Genomic DNA, 26,451 nt, shown 5'->3' with positions numbered 1-26,451 from the left:
GTCTCATCGATGTAGTTATATTTGATCGTACGTCCCTACAAAATCCGAACCCTCGCAAACTCCATACACCCGGCATTGGCGACGCCTGCGGCCATAAACCAGCAGAGCACCTCGACTCCCCCTACGAAAGGCATCGCCATGGGCGACACCTCCAGCGGACCCGAGTACCGCGTCCAACGCCGAACCCTCTTCCAGGCCGGCGGCGCCGCCGCCGTCACCGTCTCGCTCACCGCCTGCGGCGACCTCGACGAAGGCCCCGAGGGCACCGCCGCCGGGTCCGACGAACTCGCCGACCTGCTCCCCACGTACACGCCGTACGAGGGCGGGATCGAGCCCGATCTGCCCGGCGAGCCGGACGGCACCGTGACCCCCGGCTTCCTCTCGCGCCCGGCCGAGCCGGTCACCGCCGTCACCGAGCCCGTGATGACCACCGGCGAGGACATCACCGCGATCACCCCGCTGTGGAACCCGACCCCGCCCGGCCTGCCCGACAACTCGTACTTCACCGCGGTCAACGAGATCCTCGGCGGCACCGTCGTGTTCAACATCGCCGACGGCAACAACTACCTCGACAAGATCACCACGACCCTCGCCGGCGGCGACGTCCCGGACATGTTCCAGATCCCGGGCTGGGAGATCGTGAACCTCTCCGACTTCACCGAGGCCGCGAACGAGCTGTTCGCCGACCTCTCGCCCCACCTCGCCGGCGACAAGGCCGCCGCGGACTACCCGCTGCTCGCCTCCTACCCGACGGCCGCGTGGGCGATGGGCGTCTTCGGCGGCAAGCTCCTCGGCATCCCCTGGGAACGGTCGCCCTACACGAACGCGATGTTCGCCCGCCAGGACATCCTGGACGAGCTGGGCCTGGAGCATCCGACCAATCTCGACGAGCTGCTCGCGATCGCCGAAGAGGTGAACGACCCCTCGAACAACCGCTGGGCGTTCGCCAGCCTCGACCAGACGGTCCAGGAGGCGATGGGCGTGCCCACGCTCTGGAAGGTCGAGGACGGGAAGCTGGTCCACAAGTTCGAGACCGAGGCCTTCGCCGCCGCCGTCGAGTTCACCAGGAACGTGTTCGACAAGGGCCTGGTCCACCCCGACTACGTGGCCGACCGCAACACGAACGCGAAGGAGATCATCGGCTCCGGCCAGGCCGTGTTCTACGAGGACGGTCTCGGCGCCTGGCACGAGATGTTCGCGACCTACCGCAACGTGGAGGGGTTCGACCTCCAGGTCGTGAACCCGATGGCACGCGAGCCCGGAGGCACGCCCACGATCTGGCGCGACGACCCCGCCGGCATGTTCACCTTCATCAAGAAGGACCTCTCCGAGGAGCGGGTCAAGGAGTGCCTGCGGGTCGCCAACTGGTGCTCGACCCCGTTCGGCACCGTGGAGGCCGACCTGGTCTCCGACGGCGTCGAGGGCGTCCACTTCGTCGTCGACGCCGAGGGCGTGCCCCAGCGCACCGAACTCGGCCAGACCGAGGTCGCGCCCACCTACATGTTCCTCTCCGGCCGGTCCAACGCCAACAACAAGTTCCAGTACCCGGGCATGGTCGAATCCCTGCACGCGTGGGAGACCAACGCCGCGCCGTTCCTGGACCCCAGCCCGTTCCAGGGCCTGCGCGTCGAGATGCCCTCCGACCTCGCCGCCGAGAACGAGCCGATGAAGGACGCCCACCACGAGATCTACCGCGGCCAGCGCGACGTGGCCGCCTGGACGACCATCGTGGAGGACTGGCGCGCCAAGGTCGGCGACGCCGCCCGCGAGTACTACACCGGCGTCGCCGAGGACAACGACCGCCTGTGACCGCTCCGACCGTCGAGTCCCCGGCCGCGAAGGCCGGGGACGCTCCGAAACGCGCGGTGAAGCCGAAGGTGCACTGGAGGACCCGGCTGCGCCGGGACTGGCCGCTGCTCCTCATGGCCGCGCCGATGATGATCCTGGTGTGGGGGTTCTGGTGGATCCCGACGCTGGGCAACGTGGTCGCCTTCCAGGACTACAAGCCCTACACCGGCGGGATCTTCGGCTCGCGCCTGGTCGGCTTCACGCACTTCCAGATGCTGTTCTCGGACCCGGAGTTCATGCGGGCCATGGTGAACACGCTGTCGATCACCGCGTTCCAGCTGGTGTTCTACTTCCCGGTGCCGATCATGCTGGCGCTGCTGATGCACTCGCTGGTGTCGGCGAAGCTGCGCTCGCTCCTACAGAGCGTGGTGTACCTGCCGTACTTCTTCTCCTGGGTGCTCGTGATCGCGATCTTCCAGCAGATGCTCGGCGGGGCGGGCCTGCTCAACCAGCTGCTGCGCGCCGGGGGCTTCGAGGGCGTGGACTGGATGACCGATCCGGACACGTTCCTGCTCCTGGTGACCTCGCAGGCGATCTGGAAGGACGCGGGCTTCGGGGCGATCATCTTCCTGGCGGCGCTGGCCGCGATCGACCCGAACCTGTACGAGGCGGCCGCGGTCGACGGGGCGGGGCGGTGGCGGCGCCTGTGGCACATCACGCTGCCGGGCATCCGGCCGGTGATCGTGCTGCTGCTGATCCTGCGGCTGGGCGACGCGCTCAACGTCGGGTTCGAGCAGTTCTTCCTGCAGCGCAGCGCGGTCGGCTCGCAGGCGTCGGAAGTGTTCGACACCTTCGTGTACTACAGCGGCATCCGCACCGGCGACTTCGACTACGGGGCCGCGGCGGGCCTGTTCAAGGGCGTGGTGGGGCTCGTGCTCATCCTCGCCGCCAACAAGGCCGCCCACATGATGGGCGAGCGGGGGGTGTACTCCAAGTCATGAGTGCTGTGAAACGCGCGGCGTGGGAGGAGCGGCCCACCGTCGCGGGGAAGGCGACCAAGGGCGCGGCGATCGTGGTGATCGCGCTGCTGGTCCTGTTCCCGCTCTATACGATCGCGCTGACGAGCCTGTCGAGTTCGGAGACGGTGAACCGCGTGGGCGGTCTCGTGGTCTGGCCGGGCGACGGGATCACCTTCGACGCGTACGAGCAGATGTTCCGCAACCCGGTGGTGCTCAGGTCGCTGATCGTGTCGCTGGCGATCACGGCGGTCGGCACGGTCGTCAGCGTGGTCGTCTCGGTCCTGGGGGCGTACTCGCTGTCGCGCCCGGGTTCGTTCGGGCACAAGACGATCCTGTTCTCGGTGCTGATGATGTTCGTGGTCTTCCCCGGGCTCATCCCGGTGTACCTGTGGGTCAGCGCGATCGGCCTGCGGGACAACTACCTGGCGATCATCCTGCCGATGGCCGTGTCGGCGTTCAACGTGGTGGTGCTGCGGGCGTTCTTCATGAGCATCCCGCAGGAGCTGTTCGACGCGGCCCGCATCGACGGGGCCGGGGAGTTCCGCGTGCTGTGGCAGATCGTGGCGCCGCTGTCGAAGGCGGTGATCTCGGTGGTCACGCTGTTCTACGCGGTCGCGTACTGGAACAACTGGTTCAACGCGTTCCTGTACCTCGACGACACGTCGAAGTGGCCGCTGGCGCTGGTGCTGCGGACGTACGTGGTGGAGTCGGCGCCGCTGCCGCAGGCGTCGGGGCTGAGCAACGCGCCGCCGACGCTGGCGGTGAAGATGGCGATCGTGATGATCGCGATCGTGCCGGCGCTGATCATCTATCCCTTCGTGCAGAAGCACTTCAAGAAGGGCGTGATCATCGGGGCCGTGAAGGGCTGACCCGGGAGGTCGAGCCGGGCCGCTTCGCGCGGCCCGGCTTGACATCGCGAAAAGAATGAGTGTACAGTCACTCACATGAAATCCGATCGCGTGCTCTCCACGGCCGACGAACGTCGTGCGAAGGTCGTCTCCAGTGCGGTGGCGACGTTCGCGCAGGGCGGCTTCCACGCCGTCACGATCGCCGACGTGGCGAAGCACGCGGGCATCTCCCCCGCCTACGTGCTCAAGCTCTTCACCTCCAAGACGCAGTTGTTCACCGCCGCGCTCGAGGAGTGCTACCGGCGCATCATGGCGGAGTTCAAGCGAGCGGGCGACTCGGCGGAGGACGCCTCGCCGACGGGAGTGCTCGACGCGATGGGCGAGGCGTACGCCGACCTCATCGGGGACCGCGACCTCCTCATGCTCCAGGTGCACGCGCAGTCCGCCGCGACGGTCGAGCCGTTGATCGGCGAGGCGGTGCGCGGGGGCATCGCAGCACTCACCGACTACCTCGCGTCCCGCACGCGGGTCGAGGGGTGGCGAATCCAGCAGTTCCTGGCCGTCGGCCAGCTGTGCCACCTGCTCACCACGATCGACGCCTTCGACGTCGACGCCCCGTGGGCGAAGCTCTTGACCGAGGGCATCCGCCACGCGGACGCCAGGCCGAGCGGATCGCCCGCCGATTGACCACGGCGTTCGCGCCCCGCGGACGTCGAGAACGAGCACCCGCCTCAGGCGGGCGTTCTTTTGACCAAAATAGTGAGTGAACAGCCACTCATTCAATTGAAGGAGTACCGCCATGAACGAGCAGCACCTCCACGTCGTCCTCGGCGCCGGACCCGCCGGGACCGCCACCGCCGCCGAACTCGCCTCGCGGGGCCACCGCGTCCGCCACGTCTCCCGCGGGGAGATCCCCCAGGTCGACGACCGCATCGAGCGGTTGAAGGCGGACGTCTCGACGCCCGAGGGGGCCATCGCGGCCACCGAGGGCGCCGCGGTGATCTACCACGCCGTCAACGTGGCGTACCACCTCCAGGTCGCGACCCTGCCGGGCGTCACCGAGGCGATCATCGGGGCCGCGTCGGCGCACGACGCGCGCCTCGTCGTCCTCGACACGCTCTACCCCTACGGGACCGCGGACGGCGAGGCCATCACCGAGCAGACCCCGTGGGCCGCGACCAGCCGCAAGGGCGCGATGCGAGCGCAGCTCGACGCGCGGTACCTGGCGGCGCACCGCAGCGGCGAGGCGCGCACCGTCCTGGGCCGGGCCGCCGACTTCTTCGGCCCCGGCGTCTTCAACGCGACCTTCGGCGGGGCGTTCTTCCCCGGAGCGATCACCGGGGGGCCGGCGCTGGCCATCGGCGACATCACCCTGCCGCACAGCTTCACCTACATCAAGGACGTGGCCCGGGGGCTGGCGACGCTGGGCGCCGACGACGGGGGCGACGGCGAGGTCTGGCACCTGCCGACGAACCCGGCCGTGCCGACCGCCGACCTCCACCGGGTCATCGAGTCGATCACCGGGCGCCCGCTCGCGATCGAACTCATCACCGAACCGGTCCCCTACGGGCCCTTCGACGAGCAGTTCATGTCCGAGTTCGCCGAGATGTTCTACCAGTACCAGATCCCGCAGAACATGGTCTCCGCCGCGTTCGAGTCGACCTTCGGCGTGCGGCCCACGCCGATGCGGCAGGCGCTGGAGGAGACCGTCGCCTGGTTCCAGACCGCGCTCGCCGGCGACGCCTTCCACTAGTCCCGCCAACGGATGCGGCGCCCCGGGCGGGGCGCCGCCCGACCCTCCCCCATCGCGACCACCTCGAAGGACACGAACATGCGACGTCGCAAAGCAATCGGTCTCACCATCGGCATCGGCGGCGGGGCCCTCGTCCTCGGCGGCACCGGCGCCTTCGGCGTCCAGCTCGCCACCGCGAGCCTCGACACCGTCGGCAAGGTCGACTTCGACCGCCCGCTCGCCATCCCCCCGCTCGCCCAGTCCACCGACGACCCCTCGGGCGCAAGGGTGTTCGACCTGGAGATCCAGGCCGGGCGGACCCGGTTCACCGACGGGCCCGCCACCGACACGTGGGGCGTCAACGGGACCTTCCTCGGACCGACGCTGCGCGCCAGGCGCGGCCAGGAGATCGCCTTCGCCGTCCATAACGGACTGGACGAGGCGACCTCGCTCCACTGGCACGGAATGCGCCTGCCCGCGGTCATGGACGGCGGGCCCCACCAGGAGGTCGCACCAGGCGAGACCTGGACGCCGCAGTGGACGGTCGACCAGCCCGCCGCGACCCTCTGGTACCACCCGCACCCGCACGGCAAGACCGCCGCGCACCTCCTCCGCGGCCTCGCGGGGATGTTCATCGTGGACGACGACGAGTCCGAGGGCCTGAACCTGCCGCAGACCTACGGCGTGGACGACGTGCCGATGATCGTGCAGGACCGGAAGTTCGACGGCGACAACCAGTTCGACGACGGAGCCACCCTGTTCGGCGCGCTCGGCGTGATCGGCGACCACCTGCTCGTCAACGGCACCGTCGGCCCGTACTTCGACGTCACGACCCGGCTGGTGCGCCTGCGCCTGCTCAACGGCTCGGCCGCCCGCATGTACCACTTCGGGTTCGGCGACGACCGGCCCTTCTCGCTCATCGCCACCGACGGCGGCCTGCTGCCCGAGGCGTGGGAGACCGACCGACTCCAGCTCTCGCCCGGGGAGCGGGCCGAGATCGTGGTCGCCTTCGAGCCCGGCGAGACCGTGGACCTGCGCTCCTTCCCCACCGACATCGGCGGCGTGATGGGCCGGCTCGACGGCTTCGCCGACAAACTGGACGTCTGCCGGTTCCGGGCCGCCGAGTCCCTTGCGGACGACACCGAGATCCCCGCCGCGATGGGCGCCGCGCCCGACCTCGACCTCGGCGCGGTCGCCGAGGAGCGGTCCTTCACACTGGGCGAGGACGCGATCAACGGCAACCCGATGGCCATGGAGCGCATCGACTTCGGCGTCCGGGTGGACACCGTCGAGGTGTGGGAGGTCGTCAACGACAACGGCTTCCTGCACAACTTCCACGTCCACGACGTCCAGTTCCAGGTCCTCGAGGTCGCCGGCGAGGAGCCGCCGCCGCACCTGCGGGGCTGGAAGGACACCGTGCCGCTCATCCCCGGGGAGCGCAACCGGCTGGCGCTGCGCTTCAGCGAGTACACCGACCCGAACGTGCCGTACATGTTCCACTGCCACGTGCTCCAGCATGAGGACGAGGGCATGATGGGCCAGTTCGTGGTCCTCGGCGACGGCGAGGAGGTCGGCGCGGTGGCCGCCGCCGCGCACGACCACGGGTGAGGCGGGACCGCATCGCCGCCGCCCGACGGGACCGCGGGGTTCCGTCGGGCGGCGGCGATGCGCGACGTGGGAGCGTTGCGCACTGGCGGCGCCGTTTCCATTGACATCGACATATTCCTATGTCTATTATGAATCCTGCTTAACCGCTTCAGACACTGTTTTCCCAGTTCCGATCCCCTCTCTCCCCCCTCAGGGTCCATCGTGCCAAAGGAGACACCAGTGCCATTCCCAACATTTCGCGCGCCTCGCCGCGCGGTGATCGTCATGGGCGCCGCCGCCCTCGCCGCGACAGGAGCGGCCGTCCCGGCATCGGCCGCCGGACGGCCGACGCCCGTGCGGATCGTCGACGACAAGGCGACCCGCGAGACCCGCGCCCTCTTCCAGTACATGCAGGACCTCAAGGGCCGCGGCGTCATGTTCGGCCACGAGCACTCGCTCTCGGACGGGTTCACGTTCTCCGGCATGGACGGCGAGTCCTCCGACGTCGAGGCCACCGTCGGCGACTACCCGGCCGTCTTCGGCTGGGACACCCTGATCCTCAACGGGTTCCAGAAGCCCGGCGTCTACGGCGGCACCGTCGAGGAGAACATCGAGGCCCTCAGCTGGGCCCTGGAGCAGTCCGACGCGCGCGGCGGCGTCAACATCCTCAGCGCCCACCTCTACAACTTCGTCACCGGCGGCGACTTCTGGGACACCACGGGCCGGGTCGTGAGCCAGATCCTGCCCGGCGGCGCGAAGCACGCCGACTTCAACGAGTTCCTCGACCGCATCGCGGCGGCCGTCAAGGGCGCCAAGCGACCCGACGGGACGCTCATCCCCGTGGTCTTCCGGCCGTTCCACGAGAACAACGGCGGCTGGTTCTGGTGGGGCGCGGGGCACACCACCTCCGCGGAGTTCATCGAGATCTTCCGCTACACCGTGGAGTACCTGCGCGACACCAGGAAGGTCCGCAACCTCCTCTACTCCTACTCGCCGAACTCGAGCTTCGGCGGCGACCCGGCCAACTACCTCAAGACGTACCCGGGCGACGAGTTCGTGGACGTCCTGGGCTACGACGCCTACGACAGCACCGCGGGCTCGGCCGAATGGCTGGGCGCCACCGTCACCGACCTGGCGATGGTCGTGAACCTCGCCGCCGAGCGCGGCAAGGTGCCGGCCTTCACCGAGTTCGGGGAGTCCGGAGAGGAGGGACGGAACCTCACCTGGTTCACCGGCCTGCTCGGGGCCGTCGCGGCCGATCCGACCGCGAAGCAGGTGACCCACATGCTCACGTGGGCCAACTTCGGCGGGACCAACCGGGCGTACGTGCCGTTCCCGGGGCACGCCTTGGAACCGGACTTCGTGGACTTCCACGCGGACCCGTACTCGCTGTTCACCTCCGACCTCGAAGGCGTGTACGACGCGAACACCTGCGCCGTGGCGAACGCCCCGTTCCTGCACTTGGCGACCCCCACCGACCGCCAGCGCATCTCGGCCGCGGAGACGCGGATCCGGGTGCGGCTCAACAACGCGACGCCGTCAAAGGTCACCTACTCGCTCGACGGGGCCGCGCCGGTGACGCTGCGGCGCGACGCGGCCGGGTACTACTCGGGGGCGTGGTCGATCGACCCGTCCTGGCTGGACAACCGCTCGGTGGAGGTGACCGTGAGCGCCAAGGTGGGGCGCCGGACGCTCACCGACTCGGCGCTGGTGCTGCTGGGCGAGGTCGAGCCGCTGCCGGCGGGTTGGGTCGACGACTTCGAGAGCTACGCGGGCGACGACCTGACGCTGAGCGAGGCGTACAGCCACGTCAACGCGAACACCACGGCGCTGTCGGCCGAGCACACGGCTTCGGGCGCTTACGGTCTGGCGTACTCGTACGACTTCTCCAGCGCCGGGTACACCGGCATCGGGAAGTCGGTGGGCGCGGACTGGACGGCGTTCTCGGCGTTCAAGCTGTGGATGCGGGGCGACGGCTCCACGAACGGCGCGACGTTCCAGATCGTGGCGAAGGGCGCGTACTTCGAGTACAACGTGGGGCTGGGGAGCACGAGCGGGCAGGACGTGGAGGCGCCGTTCGCGGACTTCCGGCCCGCGCCGTGGGACACCGGCCACGCGGACGAGCTGCTGGACGCCGAGCACCTGGCGGACGTGACGGCGTTCTACCTCTACCTGGGCTACGGCGGCACGAACGCGACCGGCACGGTCTACTTCGACGACATCAGGGCCGAATAGCCCGGCGCCGAAATCGCCTCGCGGGTCGGGCCCGCGAGGCGATTCGGCCGTTCAGTCGTTGTGCGGGTCGGCGGCGTTGAGGGCGGCCACCACCTGGTCGTAGTCGCCTCGGGCTTCGCCGTAGCGCAGGAACTTCACGCGCTCGACCTGGATCTCGGTCGCGTCCGGCTGGGATTCGATGAGGCCCACGGCCTCGGCGATGTACGCGTCGAGCGGCATCGCGTGCTCGTTCTCCTCGTGCCCGGGCATGAGCGCGGTCTGGACCGACGGCGGCACCAGTTCGACCACCTTCACCGTGGTGTCGGCGAGTTGGAGGCGGATCGACTCGCTGAGCATGTGGACGGCGGCCTTGGAGGCGTTGTAGGTGGGCGTGACCTTGAGGGGCGTGAACGCCAGGCCCGAGGAGACGGTCATGATCGTCGCGTCCGGCCGGGTCTGGAGGTGCGCGACGAACGCGCCGATGAGGCGGATCGGGCCGAGGACGTTGGTGGTGACGGTGGCCTCGGCGGTCTCCAGGAAGCCCTGGGGGCGGTGCCAGTCCTCGGGGCGCATGATCCCGGCCATCGTGATCAGGACGTTCAGGTCGGGATGGCGGGCGATGACGTCCTTGGCGGCGGCCTCGATGCTCGCCGGGTCGGCGGTGTCGACGCGGACGGTGTCCAGGCCCGGGTGGTCGGCGGCGATCCGCTCCAGGAGGTCGGCGCGGCGGCCGCCGACGATGACGGTGTTGCCCCGGGCCTGGAGGGCCAGCGCGAGGGCGAGGCCGATGCCGCTGGTCGAGCCGGGGATGAAGATGGTGTTCCCTGAAATCTGCATGCCTTGATTCTGCGCGGTTCGGGGCGTTCGGGGCAGAGATCGCTTATCGGGGGATCGGCGATCCCTGGCTCGCGGTCGCATCGGGCGGGTCGGGCGCACGATACTGGAGGCATGGATCGCATCGCACTGGCCGAGTTCCTGCGTCGCCGCCGCGAGGAGCTGCAGCCGCAGGACGTGGGGCTTCCGGCCGGGCTGCGGCGCCGGGCGCCGGGCCTGCGCCGCGAGGAGGTCGCGTCGCTGGCGGCGATGTCGACGGACTACTACACCAGGCTCGAGCAGCAGCGCGGGCCGCAGCCGAGCGTGCAGATGCTGGCCTCGCTGGCGCGGGCGCTGCGGTTGTCGAACCAGGAGCGCGACTACCTGTTCCAGACGGCCGGGCACAACCCGCCGACGAGTGTGGGCGCGGCCGACCATGTGGCGCCGGCGCTGCTGCGGGTGCTGGACCGGTTGGAGGACACGCCCGCGCTGATCCTCTCGGTCCTGGGCGAGCCGCTGGTGCAGAACCGGTTGGCGGTCGCGCTGTTCGGCGACCGGACCGCGTACACGGGGCTCGAGCGGTACGACGTGTACCGGTGGTTCACGAGGCCGGCGGACCGGAGGATCTACCCGGAGGACGATCACGGGCGGCAGGGCCGGGCCCTGGTGTCGAGTCTGCGCGCGGCGTACGGCCAGATGGGGCCGAAGTCGCGGGCCGGGGAGTTGATCCGGGCGCTGCGCAAGGAGTCCGCGGAGTTCGGCGAGCTGTGGGACCGGCACGAGGTGGCCAAGCGCTTCGCCGACCACAAGACGCTCGTCCACCCCGAGGTCGGCCCGCTCGAACTGGACTGCCAGGTCCTGTTCACCGAGGACCAGTCGCAGGCGCTGCTGGTGCTGACGGCCGCGCCGAGGAGCGAGGCCGAGGAGAAGCTGAAGCTTCTGGCGGTCCTGGGTCCGGCCGACAACCGCTCCTGACCGGCGACTGCTCGCGGGGATCGGTTCGGTCAGTCGCCGGTCAGTCGAGGTCGCGGCGGCGGAGGTGCGGATCTTCGGGCGCGTCGCCGCGCACGCGGCCCGATTCGTACGCCCACATCGCGGCCTCGACGCGGTTGCGAAGGCCGAGTTTCGCGAGGATGCCGGCGATGTGGGTTTTGACCGTGCCGAGCGAGAGGTAGAGCCGTTCGCCGATCTCGACGTTCGTCAGTCCGGTGGCGAGCAGCGCGAGGACGTCCTCCTCGCGGCCGGTGAGCGGGGAGGACGGCTCGCGCACCCGCGGGGCCGGGCGTGAGAACTCGCCGAGCAGCCGCACCGTGATCTGCGGCGAGATGAGGGCGTCGCCGTTCGCGGCGGCGCGGACGGCCTCGCCGATCAGGTGCGGGCCCGCGTCCTTGAGCAGGAATCCCTTGGCGCCGGCGCGGAGCGCGCCGTGCACGTACTCGTCGAGGTCGAAGGTCGTGATGACGACGACCGGGATCGGCTCGGCGACGTGCGCGCCCGCGAGCAGCGACGTCACCTCGATGCCGTTGAGCCCGGGCATCCGGATGTCCAGCAGGGCGACGTCGGGGCGCAGGCGCCGTGCGAGCCGGACGGCGGACACGCCGTCCTCGGCCTCCCCCACGACCTCGATGCCCGGCTGCGCTTCGAGCAGCAGGCGCAGGCCGGTGCGGACGGGCTCCTGGTCGTCGGCGACGAGTACACGGATCACGCGGTGCCCTTCAACGGGAGTGCGGCGCGGAGCTTCCAGCCGCCGGCGGGGTCCGGTCCGGCGGCGAGGTCACCGCCCAAGAGCGCGGCGCGCTCTGACATTCCTTGCAGCCCATGGCCGTCGCCGGATGCGGGGTAGGCGGGCGCGCCGTCGTCGCGGACGACGACACACGCGGTGTCCGCCTCCATCGTGACGGACACGCCGATCTCGGTGGCGGCGCGGGCGTGGCGGCGCGCGTTGGTGACGCCTTCCTGCGCGATCCGGAAGAGGGTCGAGGCGACGACGACCGGCAGCTCGTCGGGCACGTCGATGCGCACCGTCACCCGCGGCGGACCGGCGTCGGCGAGGCGCGCGAGTTCCTCGATCCCCGCGGAGGGGGCGTAGTCGGCGGGCGCGCGGAGCGCGCGCACGAGCGTGCGCATGTCGGCGAGCACCGCCTGGGCCTCGCGCTCGATGACGCCGAGCGACTCCGTCACGAGCGGGACGTCGTGCGGGTGCCCGCCCGCCACCTGCGCGCGGATCACGATGGCCGAGACGTGGTGGGCCACGGTGTCGTGCAGGTCGCGGGCGAGGGCTTCGCGTTCGCGCGACCGCACGGTCTCGAGGCGCCGCGCGCGCGATTCCCGGCGCTCGCGCCGCAGCGCCCCGATCAGGCAGGCGCCGCCCATGAAGACGATCCCGGCGGCGGTGTCGGCGATCGGATCGCTGCCGAGCGAGCTGGAGAACAGGAGGCCGGTCGCGACGACCGCGGCGCCCGCGATCCGGTCGCGCCCCGACCCCCACCGGAACACGGCGTAGGGCACCGCGAGGAACGCGAAGGAGGTGATCAGCGCGTTCGGTTCGATGCCCGCGAAGGCGTGCGCGAGCGCGAAGGCCGACGTCGAGCACATCATGGCGACGACGGCGGCCAGCGGCCGCGTGCGCCGCCACAGGAGCACCGGCAGGATCGCGATGGTCACCAGCGTCGTGGCGGTCGGCCATACGAGGTCGGGGCGCGTCGCGCCCTCGACGATGGACACCGCGGCCAGCGCGGTGATGACGACGGCGTCCCTCGGCTTCGGGCCGTCGGCGCCGGCGGCGCGGGGGCGCGACCACGCGGCGCCGATCATGCTCTGCATCCCCCGCAGTCCGCTCACGCGGCGACGGTAGCAGGGCGGCGCCGCGACGCCGCGCGTCGGCGGGCGATCACCCATTCGGCCACTGCGGCGTTGACGAGCCATCCGGCCGCCAGCTGCACGAAATGTCCGAAGGCGCCGGGCTCGCCGAACACCAGCACGGATGCTCCCGCCGTGAGGACCTGGGTGCCCGCGCCCATGGCCAGCGCGTAGGCGCGGATCATCCACGAGCCGTGGGAGGAGTAGTCGCGCCTGGCGATCGCGGCGACCCCGAGCAGGATGAACGCGAACATGAGGGCGCCGACGACGTACCGCGTGATCGCGACCGCGCCGTCGGCGATGGCGGGCGTGTCGTAGAACGCGGTCATCCACAGTCCGCTCGCGGCGACGGTCAATCCGGCCGGGACGAGCAGGTAGCGCCCGGCGAAGCGGTGCCAGGCCGTGTGGCGCCGGCGCAGGCCCGGCAGGAACTGGAACGCGCCGACCAGTGAGTAGACGAGCGCGCCGACGATGTGCAGGACCACGGGTAGGGGCATCTGGATGAACCGGGCGTTCTCGGCCGTCTCGGGTGCGCCCGAGGCGATCTCGCCGATGCGGAACGCCCCGGCGATCGAGGGCACGAGGGCGAGGAGGATGAGGCCGGCCGCGATCAGCCACTCGCGGCGGGGAGTGCTCCGAGGTTCGTTCATACGGCAATCCTGGTCGCGGCGGCGATTCCCGCGCTTCAGCCATGTGGCCTAACCTGACCGGGCCGCGACGTGAGACGCCGCAGCCGCCGTTCCAGGCCGGGTCGGCGTCCGGGTGCCGTCTCAGGCGCCGAGGTTGGCGATGATCGCCTCGGTGACCTCGGCGGTGTCGGCGGTCCCGCCCACGTCCCTGGTCTTGACGCCCTGCGCCGTGGTGGCCTCGATCGCCCGGTTCACAGTCTTCGCCTCGTCGTGCAGGCCCAGGTGGTCGAGCATCATCGCGGCGCTCCCGATGGCGCCGATCGGGTTGCACACGCCCCGGCCCGCGATGTCCGGGGCCGAGCCGTGGACCGGCTCGAACATGCTCGGGAAGCGCCGCTCCGGGTTGAGGTTCGCGCTCGCGGCCAGCCCGAGGCTCCCGGCGAGGGCGCTCCCGAGGTCGGACAGGATGTCCGCGTGGAGGTTCGAGGCCACCACCACCGAGAGGTCCTCGGGGTGGAGCACGAACTTCGCCGACATCGCGTCCACCAGGACGCTCTCGGTCTCGACGTCGGGATAGTCGGCGGCCACGCGCTGGAACGTCTCGTCCCACAGCACCATCCCGTACTGCTGGGCGTTGCTCTTGGTGACGCTGGAGACCTTCTTGCGGGCGCGGGTGCGCGCCAGGTCGAACGCGAGGCGCATGATCCGCTCGCAGCCGACCTCGGTGAACAGCGCCGACTGGACGGCGACCTCGCCGCCCCGCCCGCGCGCGGCGAGGTTGCGGCCGCCGATCCCGGCGTACTCCCCCTCCGAGTTCTCGCGGACCACGACCCAGTCGAGGTCGGTGTCGTCGGCCTTGCGCAGCGGGCTGGTGACGCCGGGCAGGAAGTTCACCGGCCGGATGTTCGCCCACTGGTCGAAGTTCTGGCACACGCGCAGCCGCAGGCCCCACAGGCTCACGTGGTCGGGGACGGTGGGCCACCCGACGGCGCCGAAGTAGATCGCGTCGAATCCCTGCAAGGTGGTCAGGCCGTCCTCGGGCATCATCGCGCCGTGCTCGGCGTAGTAGTCCGAGCCCCACGGGAACTCCTCCCACGCGAGGGCGAAGCGGCCCGCGGCGCTCAGTTCGACCGCGTCGAGGACGGCGCGCCCGGCCGCGACGACCTCGCGGCCGACCCCGTCGGCGGGAATGGCGGCGATGCGGAAGCGCGGCGCGTCCATGGGAACTCCGAATCTCTCAGGCCCGTGAGGCGGGCGGTGATTCGAGTGAACTATGCCGGGGGGACCCGCGTCCAACACCGGTCTCCGATGGGCGTTATCGGGCGTTCCTATCGGTCTGCGGCCGGGGCCATGTCGATGAACGCCCGGGCGGCGGGGGTGAGGCCGTCGGGGCGGCTCACGAGCGAGGCGCGCAGGTGCAGCGTCGGCTCGATCCGGTGGACGGCGGCGCCCGCGCGCTCGGCGAGCGGCGTCCACGACGCGGGCATGACGGCGTGCCCGAACCCGGCCAGGACCAGCGGCAGGATCGAGGTGCGGTGGGCGATCTCGGCGGCCAGGAAGATCTCGGTGCCGCCCGCGACGAGGTCGTCCACGAAGCGGCGCATGAGGCTTCCGCGCTGGGAGGCGATCACCCGCAGACCGTGGAAGTCCTCGTGCCGCACCGTGTCGCCGGGCGGGAACTCGTGGTCGGGCGGGGAGATGAGGACCAGCGGCTGGTCGCCGATCGGCAGGACCCGCAGCCCGGCGGTGTGCAGCGCGCCGGAGGAGCCGAGCAGGCCGATCTCGGCGACGCCGGTGCGCACGCTCGCGACCACCTCCTCGGCGGTGAAGGCGCCGTCCACGTTGAGCGTGATCCCGGGGTGGGCCTCGGCGAACCGGCACATCATCGTCGTCAGCGGCTCGATGCCCGGCGAGGGCATGGAGATCAGGTCGAGGCGCCCGCGCTGGAGGCCCTTCACCGACTGGGCGACCGAGCGGGCCGCCTCCAGGTCGCGCAGGACCTGGCGGGCCGGCTCGACGAGGAGGGCGCCCGCCTCGCTGAGCACCACGCCGCGCCCGACCCGGTGGAACAGGGGGACGCCGAGCTCGCGCTCCAGGTTCGCGATCGCCTGGGAGAGCGAGGGCTGCGCGATGTGGATCTGATCGGCGGCGCGCCCGAAGCCGCCGTGGTCGACCACTGCGAGGAAGTAGCCCAGCTGGCGTGCGTCCATGCCCCTCCGTCCCGAGTTCCGACAGGTCCCGTCCCATAGATAGGCGTCGCCTATCGGAAGTCTAGACAGAGGGGCACGGCGCGGCTCAGCTTCCGATGCCGGCGGCCGCCACCATCACGCCGATGAGCGACATGATGACGATCGCGCCGATGACGTCGAACGTGACGCCCGATCTGATCATCCGCGTCATCGGCACCGCGCCGGTGCCGTAGACGATGGCGTTCTGCGGGGTCGAGACCGGCAGCATGAAGCCCATCGACGCCGCGAAGGTCGCGGCCATGGCCGGGACGAGCGGATCGATGCCCGCCGCGACCGCGAGCGGGATGATGATCGGCACCACGACCGCCGCCGAGGCGGTGTTGCTCGTGGTCTCGGAGATGAGGATCGCCAGGAGCACCGCGAACGCCGTGATAGCGAACGTGCTGGAGATGCCGAGCGTGTCCGAGGCGCCGTTGCCGATGGTCTCGGCGAGCCCGGTGGAGGACAGCAGCGCGCCGAAGATGATGCCGGTGCCGAACAGCAGGATGGTGCCCCAGTCGATCTTCGCGGCGTCCTTCCAGGTCAGCGTGGGCTCCTGGCGCTTCCAGCTGATCGGCAGGATGAACAGCAGCGACGCGCCGATGACGGCCGAGACGCCCTCGTCGAGCCGGTCGGAGACCGTGGCGTACGCCGAGGAGTCGGTGCCGGAGATGAGGCCGACGGCGGCGGGGATGAGCCACAGCGTCACGGTGACCAGGAACGCGATCACGGTGTTCTTCTCGGCGCGGCTCATCGGGCCCTGCTCGGCGCGGCGCTCGCGGATGTACTCCTCGACGCCCTCGATGCGGCGGATCTCCGGCTTGTTGACCAGGATCAGCACGACCGCGAGGACCGCGAACATGATGGCGCAGATCGGCAGCGCCATGACCATCCACTGCCCGAAGGAGATGCGCTCGCCGGTGGCCTCCTCGATGAGGCCGCGGCCGATGAGGTTCGGCGGCGAGCCGACCGGGGTGAGGAGCCCGCCGACGCTGGCGCCGTAGGCGAGCATGAGCATCAGGGCGGCGCCCACGCGCAGGCGCAGCGGGTCGAAGTCGGGGCGGACGGTCCCCTGGTCCTGCATGAGCTTCGCGATGACCGCGAGGATGCCCATGGCGGTGGGCATGAGCATCGCGACCGTGGCCGTGTTGGAGATGAACGCCGAGAGCAGGCAGGTGATGGCGCCGAAGGCGACGATGGTCCGGACGGTGGACTTGCCGACGCCGGGCAAGCCCAGGACGAAGTAGGCGACGCGTTGGGCCACACCGTGTTTGAGCATCGCCTGGGCGAGGATGAACGCGCCGATGAACGTGAAGACGGTACTGGAGCCGAAGGGCGCCAGCACGTCGTCGGAGGGCGCGACGCCGAGTATGACGACCGCGCCGACCCCGATGAGGCCGCCGACGGGGATGGGGATGGGCTCGCAGATCCACAGGACGACCACGCCGAGGAGCACGGCCGCGAGGGTCTGCTGGTCGCGCGCCATGTCGAACGGGAGGAAGTAGAAGACGATCGACACCAGCGGGGCGAGGAACCAGCCGACGAGCCGCCGGCCCTTCTCGAACTTCTCCTCGGCGCCCGCGCCGAGTTCGGTGAGACTGCGGTAGGTGGAGCCGCCCAGCAGGGCTTTGTCCACATCGGTGCGTGGGGCGTCGGGAGCATCGGGGGATGCCTGCGAGGCTGCGTCGGACACCATGCCTCCTCCTTGAGGGATAGGTTGTGATGACTGTCTCATCCACTCCCGCTCCCAGTCCAAGAGTTGTCTCCTTTGCGGCATATAGGGAGTGCCTATCGAAAAATACAGTGACGCGGCCTATGGATCCCTAGGCCGCGGGCCTGGGATGCACACATTTCCATACTTGACTGACTAAATTAAAGCTTGCTACGATCCGTTCACCTCGACACTCACTTTGGGAGCGCTCTCTCACACTGAAGGACAACGACATATGCGAACGACTCGAAACCGCAAGCGCCTCACGGTGACCGCGATGGCGGCCGCGGCGCTCACCACCGGCGCCCTCGCGGTCGCCACGGCGAACCCGGTACTCGCCGAAGACGGCTGCGAGGTCGACTACACCGTGGTCAGCAGCTGGGGCTCGGGATTCCAGGCCAACGTCGCCATCACGGCCGGAGAGGCCATCGACGGCTGGGACCTCGAGTGGACGTTCCCCGCGGGCACCACCGTCACCAGCGCCTGGAACGTCGACTGGGACCAGAGCGGCACCGCCTTCACCGGCTCGGACGTCGGCTGGAACGCCGCCATCGCCTCGGGTCAGACCCGCGAGGTCTTCGGCTTCATCGGATCCGGCGCCACCGCGGCCCCCGCCGCGGTCACCGTCAACGGCGACCTGTGCGACGGCCAGGTCGACCCGACCGATCCGCCGACCGATCCCACCGAGACGCCGACCGAGGACCCCGGCGGCGGCCCGGTGAGGATCATGCCGCTGGGCGACTCGATCACCGGCAGCCCCGGCTGCTGGCGCGGCAACCTGTGGAGCCTGCTCGACCAGGCCGGCCACGAGGTCGACTTCGTCGGCTCGCTCTCCCAGGCGTGCAACCCGACCGGGTCGGACCCCGACCACGAGGGACACGGCGGCTACCTGGTCACGCAGTCGGTCGCGAACGGGAACGTCCACTCCTGGCTGGAGCTGAACACCCCCGACGTGCTGCTGCTGCACTTCGCGACGAACGACGTGTGGTCGGCGATCCCGCCCGCCCAGATCCTCGCCGCGTACACGACCATCGTGGAGGACCTGCGCGAGCTGAACCCGGACGCGGTGATCCTGGTCGCCAAGATCATCCCGCTGCGCCCGGACGCGTCCTTCGGGTGCACCGACTGCCCGCAGCGGGCGATCGACTTCAACGCCGCGATCCCCGCCTGGGCCGCGGGCCTGACCACCGCGGAGTCCCCGATCACCGTGGTCGACCAGTGGACCGGCTTCGACCCCGACGTCGACACCTACGACGGGGTCCACCCCGACGAGGACGGCTACGTGAAGATCGCCGCGAACTGGTTCGAGGCCCTCGACCCGATCCTGGGCTAGTCGAGATCCGGCGCCCGTTTCCGGTGGGGAAGCGGGCGCCTTCGCTTTGCCCGGAGCATGTCCGTTTGCATCGTTGTAGGATCTTGGTGATTCGAGGAGGTGCCATGGCGGCGACCCTGCACGACGTCGCGGACCTCGCGGGCGTCTCGTTCAAGACGGTGTCCAACGTGATCAACGGCTACCCGCACATCCGCCCGGCCACCCGCGAGAAGGTCGAGCGCGCGATCGCCGAGCTGGGGTACCAGCCGAACCTCACCGCGCGGAGCCTGCGCTCGGGCCGCACGGGGGCCATCGCCCTCGCCGTCCCCGAACTCAACCTCAGCTACTTCGCCGAGCTGGCCGGCTTCGTCATCGCCGCCGCGGAGCGGTCCGACCTGGTCACCCTGGTCGAACAGACCGGCGGCGACCGCGACCGGGAGCTGGCCCTGCTCCAGAGCCCGCGGCTGCGAATGACCGACGGCCTCATCCTCAGCCCCCTGGGCATGCGCCAGGAGGACGTCGACGCGCTGGAGGTGCCCTTCCCGCTGGTGCTGCTCGGCGAGCCGGTGTTCGACTGGCCGAACGACCACGTCTCGATGCGCAACGTCGAGGCGACCCGCGCGGGCACCGAGTACCTCATCGCCTCGGGCAGGCGCCGCATCGCCGTCATCGGCGAGCACGAGGAGGAGGTCTTCGGTTCGGCCCGGTCGCGCCTGCGCGGTTACCGGGAGGCGCTGGAGGCCAACGGCATCGAGTACGACGAGCGCATCGTCGCCGGCGCGACCCTGTGGCACCGGGCCGACGGCGCGCGCGCCATGCACGAGCTGCTCGAGGGCGGCGCGCCGTTCGACGCGGTGTTCGGCTTCAACGACACGCTCGCGCTCGGCGCGATGCGCGTGCTCCAGGAGGCGGGTCTGCGCGTCCCCGGGGACGTGGCGGTGCTCGGGATCGACGACCTGGACGAGGCCGCGTACTCGATCCCCTCGCTCACGACGATCGACCCGGGCCGCGAGTGGATCGCGCGCACCGCGGTCGAGACGCTGCTCGAGCGGATCGCCCGCAGGGGCAAGGACCTCCCGCCGCGCACGAAACTGGCCGATTTCAGGATCATCGAGCGCGAGTCGGCGCCTCCCGGCTGAGCCGGAGGGGCACAGTGTTGACAGCGGTGTGACGGGCGACGTACGATCCAGAAATTACAACGTTGTAGAAGGCTCATGTTCTACAACGTTGCACTAGGCGCGGACAGCGCAGTCTCGCATCGAGAGGGAATACGGACATGACACGCTTGCGGATCTTGACGGGCGTCGGAGCGACGCTCGCGCTCTTGGCGGCGGGCTGCTCCAGCGGCGGCGACGACGGCGGCCCCGTCGAGCTCACCTTCTGGCACGGCTACTCCGAGGCCGACGGCGACGTGCTCGAGGGGATCGTCGACGACTTCAACGCCTCGCACGACGACATCACCATCGACACCGAGCTGAAGACCTGGGACAGCATCGACGACACGCTGCTCACCGCGCTCTCGGCGGGCGAGGGCCCCGGCCTCGTCGCCATGCCGGCCGAGCGCCTGCCGGTGTACGCCGCGAAGGGCGCGTTCGCCTCGCTCGACGACTTCTACGCCGACGAGGCGAGCAACACCGCGAACCTGGTTCCCGGCGCCGCCGCGATGGAAGAGGTCGAGGGCGAGAAGTTCGGCGTCCCGAGCGGCTTCGTGCCGCTGGCGGTCTACTACAACACCGCGCTGTTCGAGGCGGGCGGCGTGAGCGCCTTCCCGCAGACCTGGGACGAGTGGGTCGCGGCCTCGAAGCAGCTCACCGTGGACGAGGACGGCGACGGCACGCCCGAGCAGTACGGCGTCGTGCTCCCCGACCACGCGACGGTCGCCAATGGACTGTGGCCCTCCCTGTTCTACGGCAACGGCGGTGACATCGTCGACGGCGAGGACGCCGTGATCGACTCGCCGGAGAACGCCGAGACGCTCGAGTTCTGGAGCGACGCGATCGCGGCCGACCAGATCTCCCCCACCGGTGTCGACGGCATCGGCGCCGACGAGCTGTTCAGCGGCGGCAAGGCCGCCATGACCGTCGGCGGTCCCTGGATGGCCTCGATCGCCGAAGAGAACGGCATCGACTACGCGATCGCGCCGATCCCGGCCGGACCCGCGGAGCAGGCCGCCTCGGCGATCGGCGTCTCGATGGCGGTCACGGTCGACACCAGCAGCGCCGAGCAGGCCGCGGCCGAGGAGTTCCTCTCGTTCTTCCTCAGCGAGGAGAACTCGGTCAAGTGGTCGCTCGGCTCCGGATGGCCGCCGCTGCGGACCGACGTCCCGGCCGAAGCGGTCGCCGAGAACCCGGTGGTCGCCTCGCTGACCGAGATCGCCGAGACCGGCCGGCCCCTGCTGCCGGGAGTGGTCAACAGCGTCGACGTGCTCAGCGCGATCGACGAGCTGACGCAGAAGGCCGTCGCGGGCGAGGACGTCGACACGCTCCTCGGTGAGGCGCAGGCCGAGATCCAGGCCGCGCTGGACGACTGACACGGCGGCGGGGACGCCCACGGGGGGCGTCCCCCGCCGCTTTGACTTTGAGCCGCATGGACTTTGAGAGGAAACCATGAGTGCTGACCATCCGCCGGTCCGCCGGTACCGCCCGCCGGCGCCGCTGGGCGGACGTCGTCGCGCCACCGGCAGCCCGACGGGGCGGGGCGTGAAGGCGTTCCTGTTCCTGGCCCCGGCGCTGATCATCCTGGGCCTGTTCGTGGTCTGGCCGATGATCTCCGCGCTGCGGTTGTCGTTCACCGACGCGAGCGGGTTCGGCCGCGAGGAGTGGGTCGGGCTCGAGAACTACGTCACCGTCTTCACCGATCCCGACATCCTCAGCGCGGTGACCAACACGGCGCTGTACACGCTGCTGTTCACCCCGACCGCCGTGATCGCGGCGCTCGGATTGGCGCTGCTGCTCAACAGCCCGCACATGCCGTTCCGGTCGTTCTTCCGCACGGCGCTGTTCGTGCCGTTCGTGGTCTCGTTCGCCGTGGCCGCGTTCGCGTGGAGCTACCTGATCGACCCGCAGGTGGGCCTGCTGAACTACTGGCTGCGCGGCGCCGGGATCCAGATGGGGAACGTGCTGGAGGACCCGGGCCTGGCCATGCCCGCGGTCGCGCTCGTGGCGGTGTGGAAGCTGTTCGGCTTCTACTTCGTCATCTTCCTCGCCGGACTCCAGGACATCCCGAGCTCGCTGTACGAGGCCGCGCGGATCGACGGGGCCGGGCCGTGGTCGCGCCTGCGGCACGTCACGCTGCCGCTGCTGTCCAACACGATGGCGTTCGTGCTCGTCTTCGCGACCATCGCCGCGCTCCAGGCCTTCGACCAGATCTACGTCATGACCGGCGGCGGTCCCTACGGCCACACGCAGACCGTGGTCATGGAGATCTACGAGTCCGGCTTCAAGAAGCTCGACATCGGCTTCGCCTCGGCGCTGTCCTATGTGCTGCTCGTCGCGACGCTGATCCTGAGCCTGGTGCAGTTCGTGTTCTTCGGCCGCAAAGAAAAGGACATGGCATGAGCGTCCTCGCCTCGACGCGCAGGAGGCTGCGCGAACTCCGCCCGAGCACCGTCCTCGCGACACTGGCGCTCCTCAGTGTGAGCGCGGTCGTGCTGCTGCCCATCGCGATCATCGTGTTCACCGCGTTCAAGCCCGCCGGGGAGGTCAACGCGTTCCCGCCGAGCCTGATGCCGGACACGTGGACGCTGGACAACCTCCAGGAGGTCACCTCCGAGCTGCCGTTCCTGCGGCTGATCGGGAACAGCTTCCTGTTCGCGGGCGGCGTCACCGTCTTCGCGCTGGTCTTCGACTCGCTGGCGGCGTACGCCCTGGCGCGCATCGACTTCGCCGGTCGCAAGGTGCTCCTGATCGCGATCATCGCGACGCTGATGATCCCGTTCCAGGCCACCCTGATCCCGCTCTACCAGCTGGTGGCGGACCTGGGCTGGGTCAACACGTACACCGGGCTCATCGCGCCGCGCGCCGCGGACGCGTTCGGGATCTTCTTCCTGCGCCAGTTCTTCCTCGCGCTGCCCCGCGACATCGACGCGGCCGCGCGCATGGACGGCGCGGGCGAGTTCCGGGTCTTCCGCTCCATCGTGCTGCCGAACGCGATGCCCGCGCTGCTGACCCTGGGGCTGTTCACGTTCGTCAACAACTGGAACGACCTGCTGTGGCCGCTCGTGTTCACCACCGACGCCGAGATGGGCACCATCACCTCGGGCCTGACGCTCCTGACCGGGCCGAGCGGCATCGTGCCGCACGGCGTGATGATGGCCGGCTCGCTCGTCGCGATCGTGCCGCTGGTCGTCGCGTTCCTCTTCGTACAACGCCGCTTCATCGAGAACATCGCCACGACAGGAATCAAATGACCGCTCCCCCGCAATGGCACCGCGACGGATCGCTGCACTTCGCCGTCGGTGTCGAGGACACCTTCGTACCCCAGGCCGGCCCCGGGCAGCGGCCGATCGACGAGTACGAGCTCACCGAGCACTACGCGAAGTGGCACGCCGACCTCGGCCTGGCGAGCGACGCGGGCGCCGAGCTGGTGCGGTGGGGCGTGCCCTGGTACCGGATCCAGCCCGAGCCCGGACGCTGGGACTGGGGCTGGCTCGACCGCGTCATGGACCGCTTCGCGGAGCTGGGCCTGCGGCCGGTGGTGGACCTCATGCACTACGGGACGCCGTTGTGGCTGGAGGGCCAGTTCGCCAACCCGGACTACCCCGAGCGGGTCGCGGCGTACTCGGCGCGGGTCGCCGAGCGCTACGCCCACTTGGGGTTCGGCGACTACACGCCGGTGAACGAGCCGATGATCCACGCGCAGTTCTCCGGCGAGTACGCGTACTGGCCGCCGTACCTGTCGGGCCCGGAGGGCCTGAGCGCCATCGTGAAGCAGCTCGGGCGCGGGTTCGTGCTGGCGCAGCGCGCCATGCGCGACGTCCTGGGCGACAAGGCGGTCTTCGTGCACGTGGACGCGGGGATGCGGTACGTGGGCGACGTCGAGGCGCCCGAGCACCGCGAGCACGCGGCGCGACTGAAGGAGCAGGTCCACCTCGTGGAGGACCTGGTGACCGGCCGCGTCGGCGGATCGCATCCGCTGGCGCCGTTCCTGACCGCACACGGGTGGTCCGATGAGGACCTGGCGTGGTTCGCGGCCGGCCCGGTGCACCCGGACGTGGTCGGGGTCAATTACTACCCGCTGCACTCGACCGAGGTGTTCGAGGCCGGGGTGTTCCACTCCGGCGGGTTCCCCGATCCGCGCCCGGCGCGCGACGACGGCACCGCCGGGCTGGTCGAGCTGCTGCGCGGGGCGGCGGAGCGCTACGGGGCGCCGGTGATGCTGACCGAAACGTGCGTCACCGACTCGGTGAAGGCGCGCATCGACTGGCTCGACGAGTCCGTAGCGGCGGTGCGGGACCTGCGCGAGTCCGGTGTGGACGTGGTCGGGTACACGTGGTGGCCGCTGTTCGACATGTACGAGTGGACCTACCGGCACTCGGAGCGCGAGCGCGAGGCGCACCGGCTGACGATGGGGCTGTGGGAGCTCCAGGAGCGGGGCGGCGACCTCGCCCGGGTCGAGACCGCGGTGGCCGACCGCTTCCGCCACCACGCCGCAGGCGGGCGCTGAGCGACGGACCCGAGGCCGTTCGCCGCCCTGCTCAAGGGTTCCGGCCGTCCCACCGCTGCCGAGTTCGCAATGCTCGTCCCCCATGACCGTTTCGTGACCGATCGGGGACTCCTCTGCCGAGGATGAGCCGGTCCGTCCGAGCGAACTGGAGTTGGCAGCATGGCAAGTCGAGCGTTGGTCATCGCGAACCGGCAGTACACCGACCCGGGGCTGGGGGAGGTTCCCTCCGCGACCGTTGACGGCGAGGCGCTCGCCGGGGTCCTCTGCGACCCGCGGTCCAGGTGCGGCTTCACGACCGGGTTCCTCAACGATGTCTCCCGCGGCGCGGCCGCTCGGGCTCTGGAGCCGTTCTTCGTCGAGTCCGGTCCGGACGATCTGGTCTGGCTCCATCTCGCTTGTCGCGCCGTGTCCGACGAGCGCGGCCGATGGCACTTCGCCATGGGGGACACGCAGTCCCGGTACCCGGGTTCCACCGCGATCGCCGTCGACCTGCTGGACGAGTGGATGACCAGGTGCCCTTCGCGGCGGATCGTGCTCACGCTCGACTGCCTGTGGGAAGGCGGCGGCGTCGACCTCTCGGCGGCGCTGGACGGACCCGGGCGGTTCGTCATCACTGCACCGGTCCCCACCGAGAACGTCGGCGGCACTGGAGCATCGCCGCCGGTCCCCCGCACCGTCCTCACGGAGGCGATCGTGCGGGGCCTCCGGACCCGGGCCGCGGACGGCGACCGCGACGGCTACGTCTCGGCCCGTGAACTCTACGACCACCTCGCTGCCGAGACCGGCGCCGAGCTCGCGGTCGACACCCTGGGGCGCACGGTCTTCGTCGCCGCGCCGGTCGACCTGCTCGGCCCGCACGCCGTGCGGCCGCTCCAGCCGGTGGCTGGAGCAGAGGCCGGGCCGGGTCCGCTCGCGGCGCCGGTGCGGCGCCGCGGCCTTCTCTACGGCGGCATCGCCGCCGGCGCCGCGGCGGTCGCAGGTGGCGGTGCGTACGCGTTGACCCGCCGAGGCGGATCGGACGGGAAGTGGACGTTGGAGGAGGTCATCGAACCGGAGGCGGCGCTCGCCGTGACGGTCAGCCATGACGGGAAGCTGCTGGCCCACACCCGGTCCCTGCTGGTCGACGTGAGCCAGGGCAACGAGACCGTGCTGCGGGAGTTCGGGACGTGGAAGGAGATCGCGACGTTCCCGACGTCCTATGGCGCAGAGCTGGCGCTGAGCCCGGACGGCGGGCTGCTCGTGGTCGGCACCGGTGGTGAGTACACCCATGAGGGCTTCATCGAGGTCTGGGACACCGGCAACGGCACGAAGACCGGCGAGTGGGCCGTGGAAGGCGCTGTGGCAGGGGCCGCCTTCCGTCCGGACGGGTCCGCGTTCGCGACCGGCGGCCACGGTGAAGGGCTGGTGCGGATCTGGGACGCCGCGACACTGGAGTTGATCGCGGACTTCGACAGTCGGATCTGGGTATCGGAGGAGCGTCCCGCGATCTCGATGGAGCACCTCGCGTACACCCCCGACGGAGCGTTCATCGCCGCGGGCGCGGCCTTCGGCGACTTCATCGGGATCGCGAACGCCGACACGTTCGAACCGGTCGCGGGCACCTACGTTTCCGGCGAGCTGCGGTGCATCGCTTTCAGCGCCGACGGGAGCACGCTCGCCGCGGGGGCCGTGACCGACACCGGCGACGGCGTCGTGATGCTGTATGACTGCACCGGATTGGACTCCTTCGAGTTGAACGAGCTCAACGCCTTCAACGAGCCCACGGACGAGGTCTGGTCGTTGGCGTTCAGCCCTGACGGCTCCGTCCTCGCCGCCAGCGACGCCAGTGGGGCCGTGACGCTGTGGGACACCGCCGCGTACGAGCGGATCGCCTCCTTCAACGTGCAGAACACCTACGCGCGCTTCTTGAGGTTCGTCGACAACGGAACGCTCCTCATCGCGAGGGGCCGGCTCGCGCTCTGGACGGACTGACCGCCGAAGGGTCGTTCGAGAATCCCGGGCGGGCCGGACGGCGACCGCCCGGGATTCTCGCGAGCAGTCCTTGCGT

General features: G+C 70.3%; 22 protein-coding genes. 15 read left to right on the top strand and 7 right to left on the bottom strand.

The annotated features are described in order from the left end of the window. Positions 1–138 precede the first annotated feature (138 nt). The 7 genes from BLQ63_RS01070 (at position 139) to BLQ63_RS01040 (ending at position 9,209) form a co-directional block, all read left to right on the top strand. Positions 139–1,809 carry an extracellular solute-binding protein gene (locus BLQ63_RS01070; RefSeq protein ID WP_091027293.1) on the top strand — a complete coding sequence of 557 codons (1,671 nt, stop codon included), beginning with the start codon at positions 139–141 and terminating at the stop codon, positions 1,807–1,809. Further along, positions 1,806–2,789: an ABC transporter permease gene (locus BLQ63_RS01065; RefSeq protein ID WP_218124979.1), complete on the top strand. Its 984-nt coding sequence runs from the start codon at positions 1,806–1,808 to the stop codon at positions 2,787–2,789. The genes BLQ63_RS01070 and BLQ63_RS01065 overlap by 4 nt, the downstream gene beginning before the upstream one ends. After that, a complete protein-coding gene (locus tag BLQ63_RS01060) occupies positions 2,786–3,676 on the top strand; it encodes a carbohydrate ABC transporter permease (protein ID WP_091027292.1) in 891 nt (296 codons plus the stop codon). The genes BLQ63_RS01065 and BLQ63_RS01060 overlap by 4 nt, the downstream gene beginning before the upstream one ends. A gap of 75 nt (positions 3,677–3,751) precedes the next feature. Further along, a complete protein-coding gene (locus BLQ63_RS01055) occupies positions 3,752–4,342 on the top strand; it encodes a TetR/AcrR family transcriptional regulator (protein WP_091027291.1) in 591 nt (196 codons plus the stop codon). Positions 4,343–4,454: 112 nt separating this feature from the next. After that, positions 4,455–5,408, top strand: a complete 954-nt coding sequence (locus BLQ63_RS01050) for an NAD-dependent epimerase/dehydratase family protein (RefSeq protein WP_091027290.1) — start codon at positions 4,455–4,457, stop codon at positions 5,406–5,408. 78 nt (positions 5,409–5,486) lie between these two features. Further along, the gene (locus BLQ63_RS01045; protein WP_091027289.1) at positions 5,487–6,995 is read left to right on the top strand and encodes a multicopper oxidase family protein; all 1,509 of its coding nucleotides are present in this window, start codon (positions 5,487–5,489) and stop codon (positions 6,993–6,995) included. Positions 6,996–7,214: 219 nt separating this feature from the next. Continuing rightward, positions 7,215–9,209: a glycosyl hydrolase gene (locus tag BLQ63_RS01040; RefSeq protein WP_218124978.1), complete on the top strand. Its 1,995-nt coding sequence runs from the start codon at positions 7,215–7,217 to the stop codon at positions 9,207–9,209. A 51-nt stretch (positions 9,210–9,260) separates the two neighbouring features. Here BLQ63_RS01040 and BLQ63_RS01035 read toward each other — a convergent pair whose 3' ends face one another. Continuing rightward, entirely contained in the window at positions 9,261–10,025 is a 765-nt protein-coding gene (locus BLQ63_RS01035; RefSeq protein WP_091027288.1) for an SDR family oxidoreductase, read from the bottom strand. A 111-nt stretch (positions 10,026–10,136) separates the two neighbouring features. On the opposite strand from BLQ63_RS01035, the gene BLQ63_RS01030 reads away from it, so the two are divergent. Continuing rightward, positions 10,137–10,976 (top strand): helix-turn-helix transcriptional regulator, encoded by an 840-nt coding sequence (locus BLQ63_RS01030; protein WP_091027287.1) that lies wholly within the window; start codon positions 10,137–10,139, stop codon positions 10,974–10,976. A gap of 40 nt (positions 10,977–11,016) precedes the next feature. Here the strand turns inward: BLQ63_RS01030 and BLQ63_RS01025 are convergent, their stop codons facing one another. From BLQ63_RS01025 to BLQ63_RS01000, 6 genes are all read right to left on the bottom strand, one after another. Further along, entirely contained in the window at positions 11,017–11,706 is a 690-nt protein-coding gene (locus BLQ63_RS01025; RefSeq protein ID WP_091027286.1) for a response regulator, read from the bottom strand. Next, the gene (locus tag BLQ63_RS01020; protein WP_143014721.1) at positions 11,703–12,842 is read right to left on the bottom strand and encodes a sensor histidine kinase; all 1,140 of its coding nucleotides are present in this window, start codon (positions 12,840–12,842) and stop codon (positions 11,703–11,705) included. Before BLQ63_RS01020 ends, BLQ63_RS01025 begins: the two co-directional genes overlap by 4 nt. Then, the gene (locus BLQ63_RS01015; protein WP_091027284.1) at positions 12,839–13,510 is read right to left on the bottom strand and encodes a DUF2306 domain-containing protein; all 672 of its coding nucleotides are present in this window, start codon (positions 13,508–13,510) and stop codon (positions 12,839–12,841) included. The genes BLQ63_RS01020 and BLQ63_RS01015 overlap by 4 nt, the downstream gene beginning before the upstream one ends. Before the next feature lie 120 nt (positions 13,511–13,630). Continuing rightward, positions 13,631–14,710, bottom strand: coding sequence for a tartrate dehydrogenase (locus BLQ63_RS01010; protein ID WP_091027283.1), 1,080 nt, complete (start codon positions 14,708–14,710; stop codon positions 13,631–13,633). Positions 14,711–14,817: 107 nt separating this feature from the next. Next, positions 14,818–15,699 (bottom strand): LysR family transcriptional regulator, encoded by an 882-nt coding sequence (locus BLQ63_RS01005; protein ID WP_091027282.1) that lies wholly within the window; start codon positions 15,697–15,699, stop codon positions 14,818–14,820. Positions 15,700–15,784: 85 nt separating this feature from the next. Continuing rightward, positions 15,785–17,413 (bottom strand): SLC13 family permease, encoded by a 1,629-nt coding sequence (locus BLQ63_RS01000; RefSeq protein ID WP_091027281.1) that lies wholly within the window; start codon positions 17,411–17,413, stop codon positions 15,785–15,787. 250 nt (positions 17,414–17,663) lie between these two features. Here BLQ63_RS01000 and BLQ63_RS00995 point away from each other — a divergent pair, with 250 nt between their 5' ends. The 7 genes from BLQ63_RS00995 (at position 17,664) to BLQ63_RS00965 (ending at position 26,375) form a co-directional block, all read left to right on the top strand. After that, entirely contained in the window at positions 17,664–18,761 is a 1,098-nt protein-coding gene (locus BLQ63_RS00995; protein WP_218124977.1) for a cellulose binding domain-containing protein, read from the top strand. Between the two features lie 104 nt (positions 18,762–18,865). Then, positions 18,866–19,879, top strand: a complete 1,014-nt coding sequence (locus BLQ63_RS00990) for a LacI family DNA-binding transcriptional regulator (protein WP_091027280.1) — start codon at positions 18,866–18,868, stop codon at positions 19,877–19,879. Positions 19,880–20,016: 137 nt separating this feature from the next. Beyond that, positions 20,017–21,270: an ABC transporter substrate-binding protein gene (locus BLQ63_RS00985; protein WP_091027279.1), complete on the top strand. Its 1,254-nt coding sequence runs from the start codon at positions 20,017–20,019 to the stop codon at positions 21,268–21,270. 76 nt (positions 21,271–21,346) lie between these two features. Next, complete coding sequence (locus BLQ63_RS00980) at positions 21,347–22,297, top strand: carbohydrate ABC transporter permease (RefSeq protein ID WP_091027278.1); 951 nt, start codon at positions 21,347–21,349, stop codon at positions 22,295–22,297. Further along, complete coding sequence (locus BLQ63_RS00975) at positions 22,294–23,148, top strand: carbohydrate ABC transporter permease (protein ID WP_091027277.1); 855 nt, start codon at positions 22,294–22,296, stop codon at positions 23,146–23,148. Before BLQ63_RS00980 ends, BLQ63_RS00975 begins: the two co-directional genes overlap by 4 nt. After that, complete coding sequence (locus tag BLQ63_RS00970; RefSeq protein WP_091027276.1) at positions 23,145–24,404, top strand: family 1 glycosylhydrolase; 1,260 nt, start codon at positions 23,145–23,147, stop codon at positions 24,402–24,404. Before BLQ63_RS00975 ends, BLQ63_RS00970 begins: the two co-directional genes overlap by 4 nt. A 159-nt stretch (positions 24,405–24,563) precedes the next feature. Continuing rightward, positions 24,564–26,375, top strand: coding sequence for a WD40 repeat domain-containing protein (locus tag BLQ63_RS00965; protein WP_143014720.1), 1,812 nt, complete (start codon positions 24,564–24,566; stop codon positions 26,373–26,375). The last annotated feature ends 76 nt before the right edge of the window (positions 26,376–26,451 follow it).

This window comes from Glycomyces harbinensis (assembly GCF_900101745.1).
GTDB lineage: Bacteria > Actinomycetota > Actinomycetes > Mycobacteriales > Micromonosporaceae > Glycomyces > Glycomyces harbinensis.
This window is presented reverse-complemented; position numbering and strand designations above follow the sequence as displayed.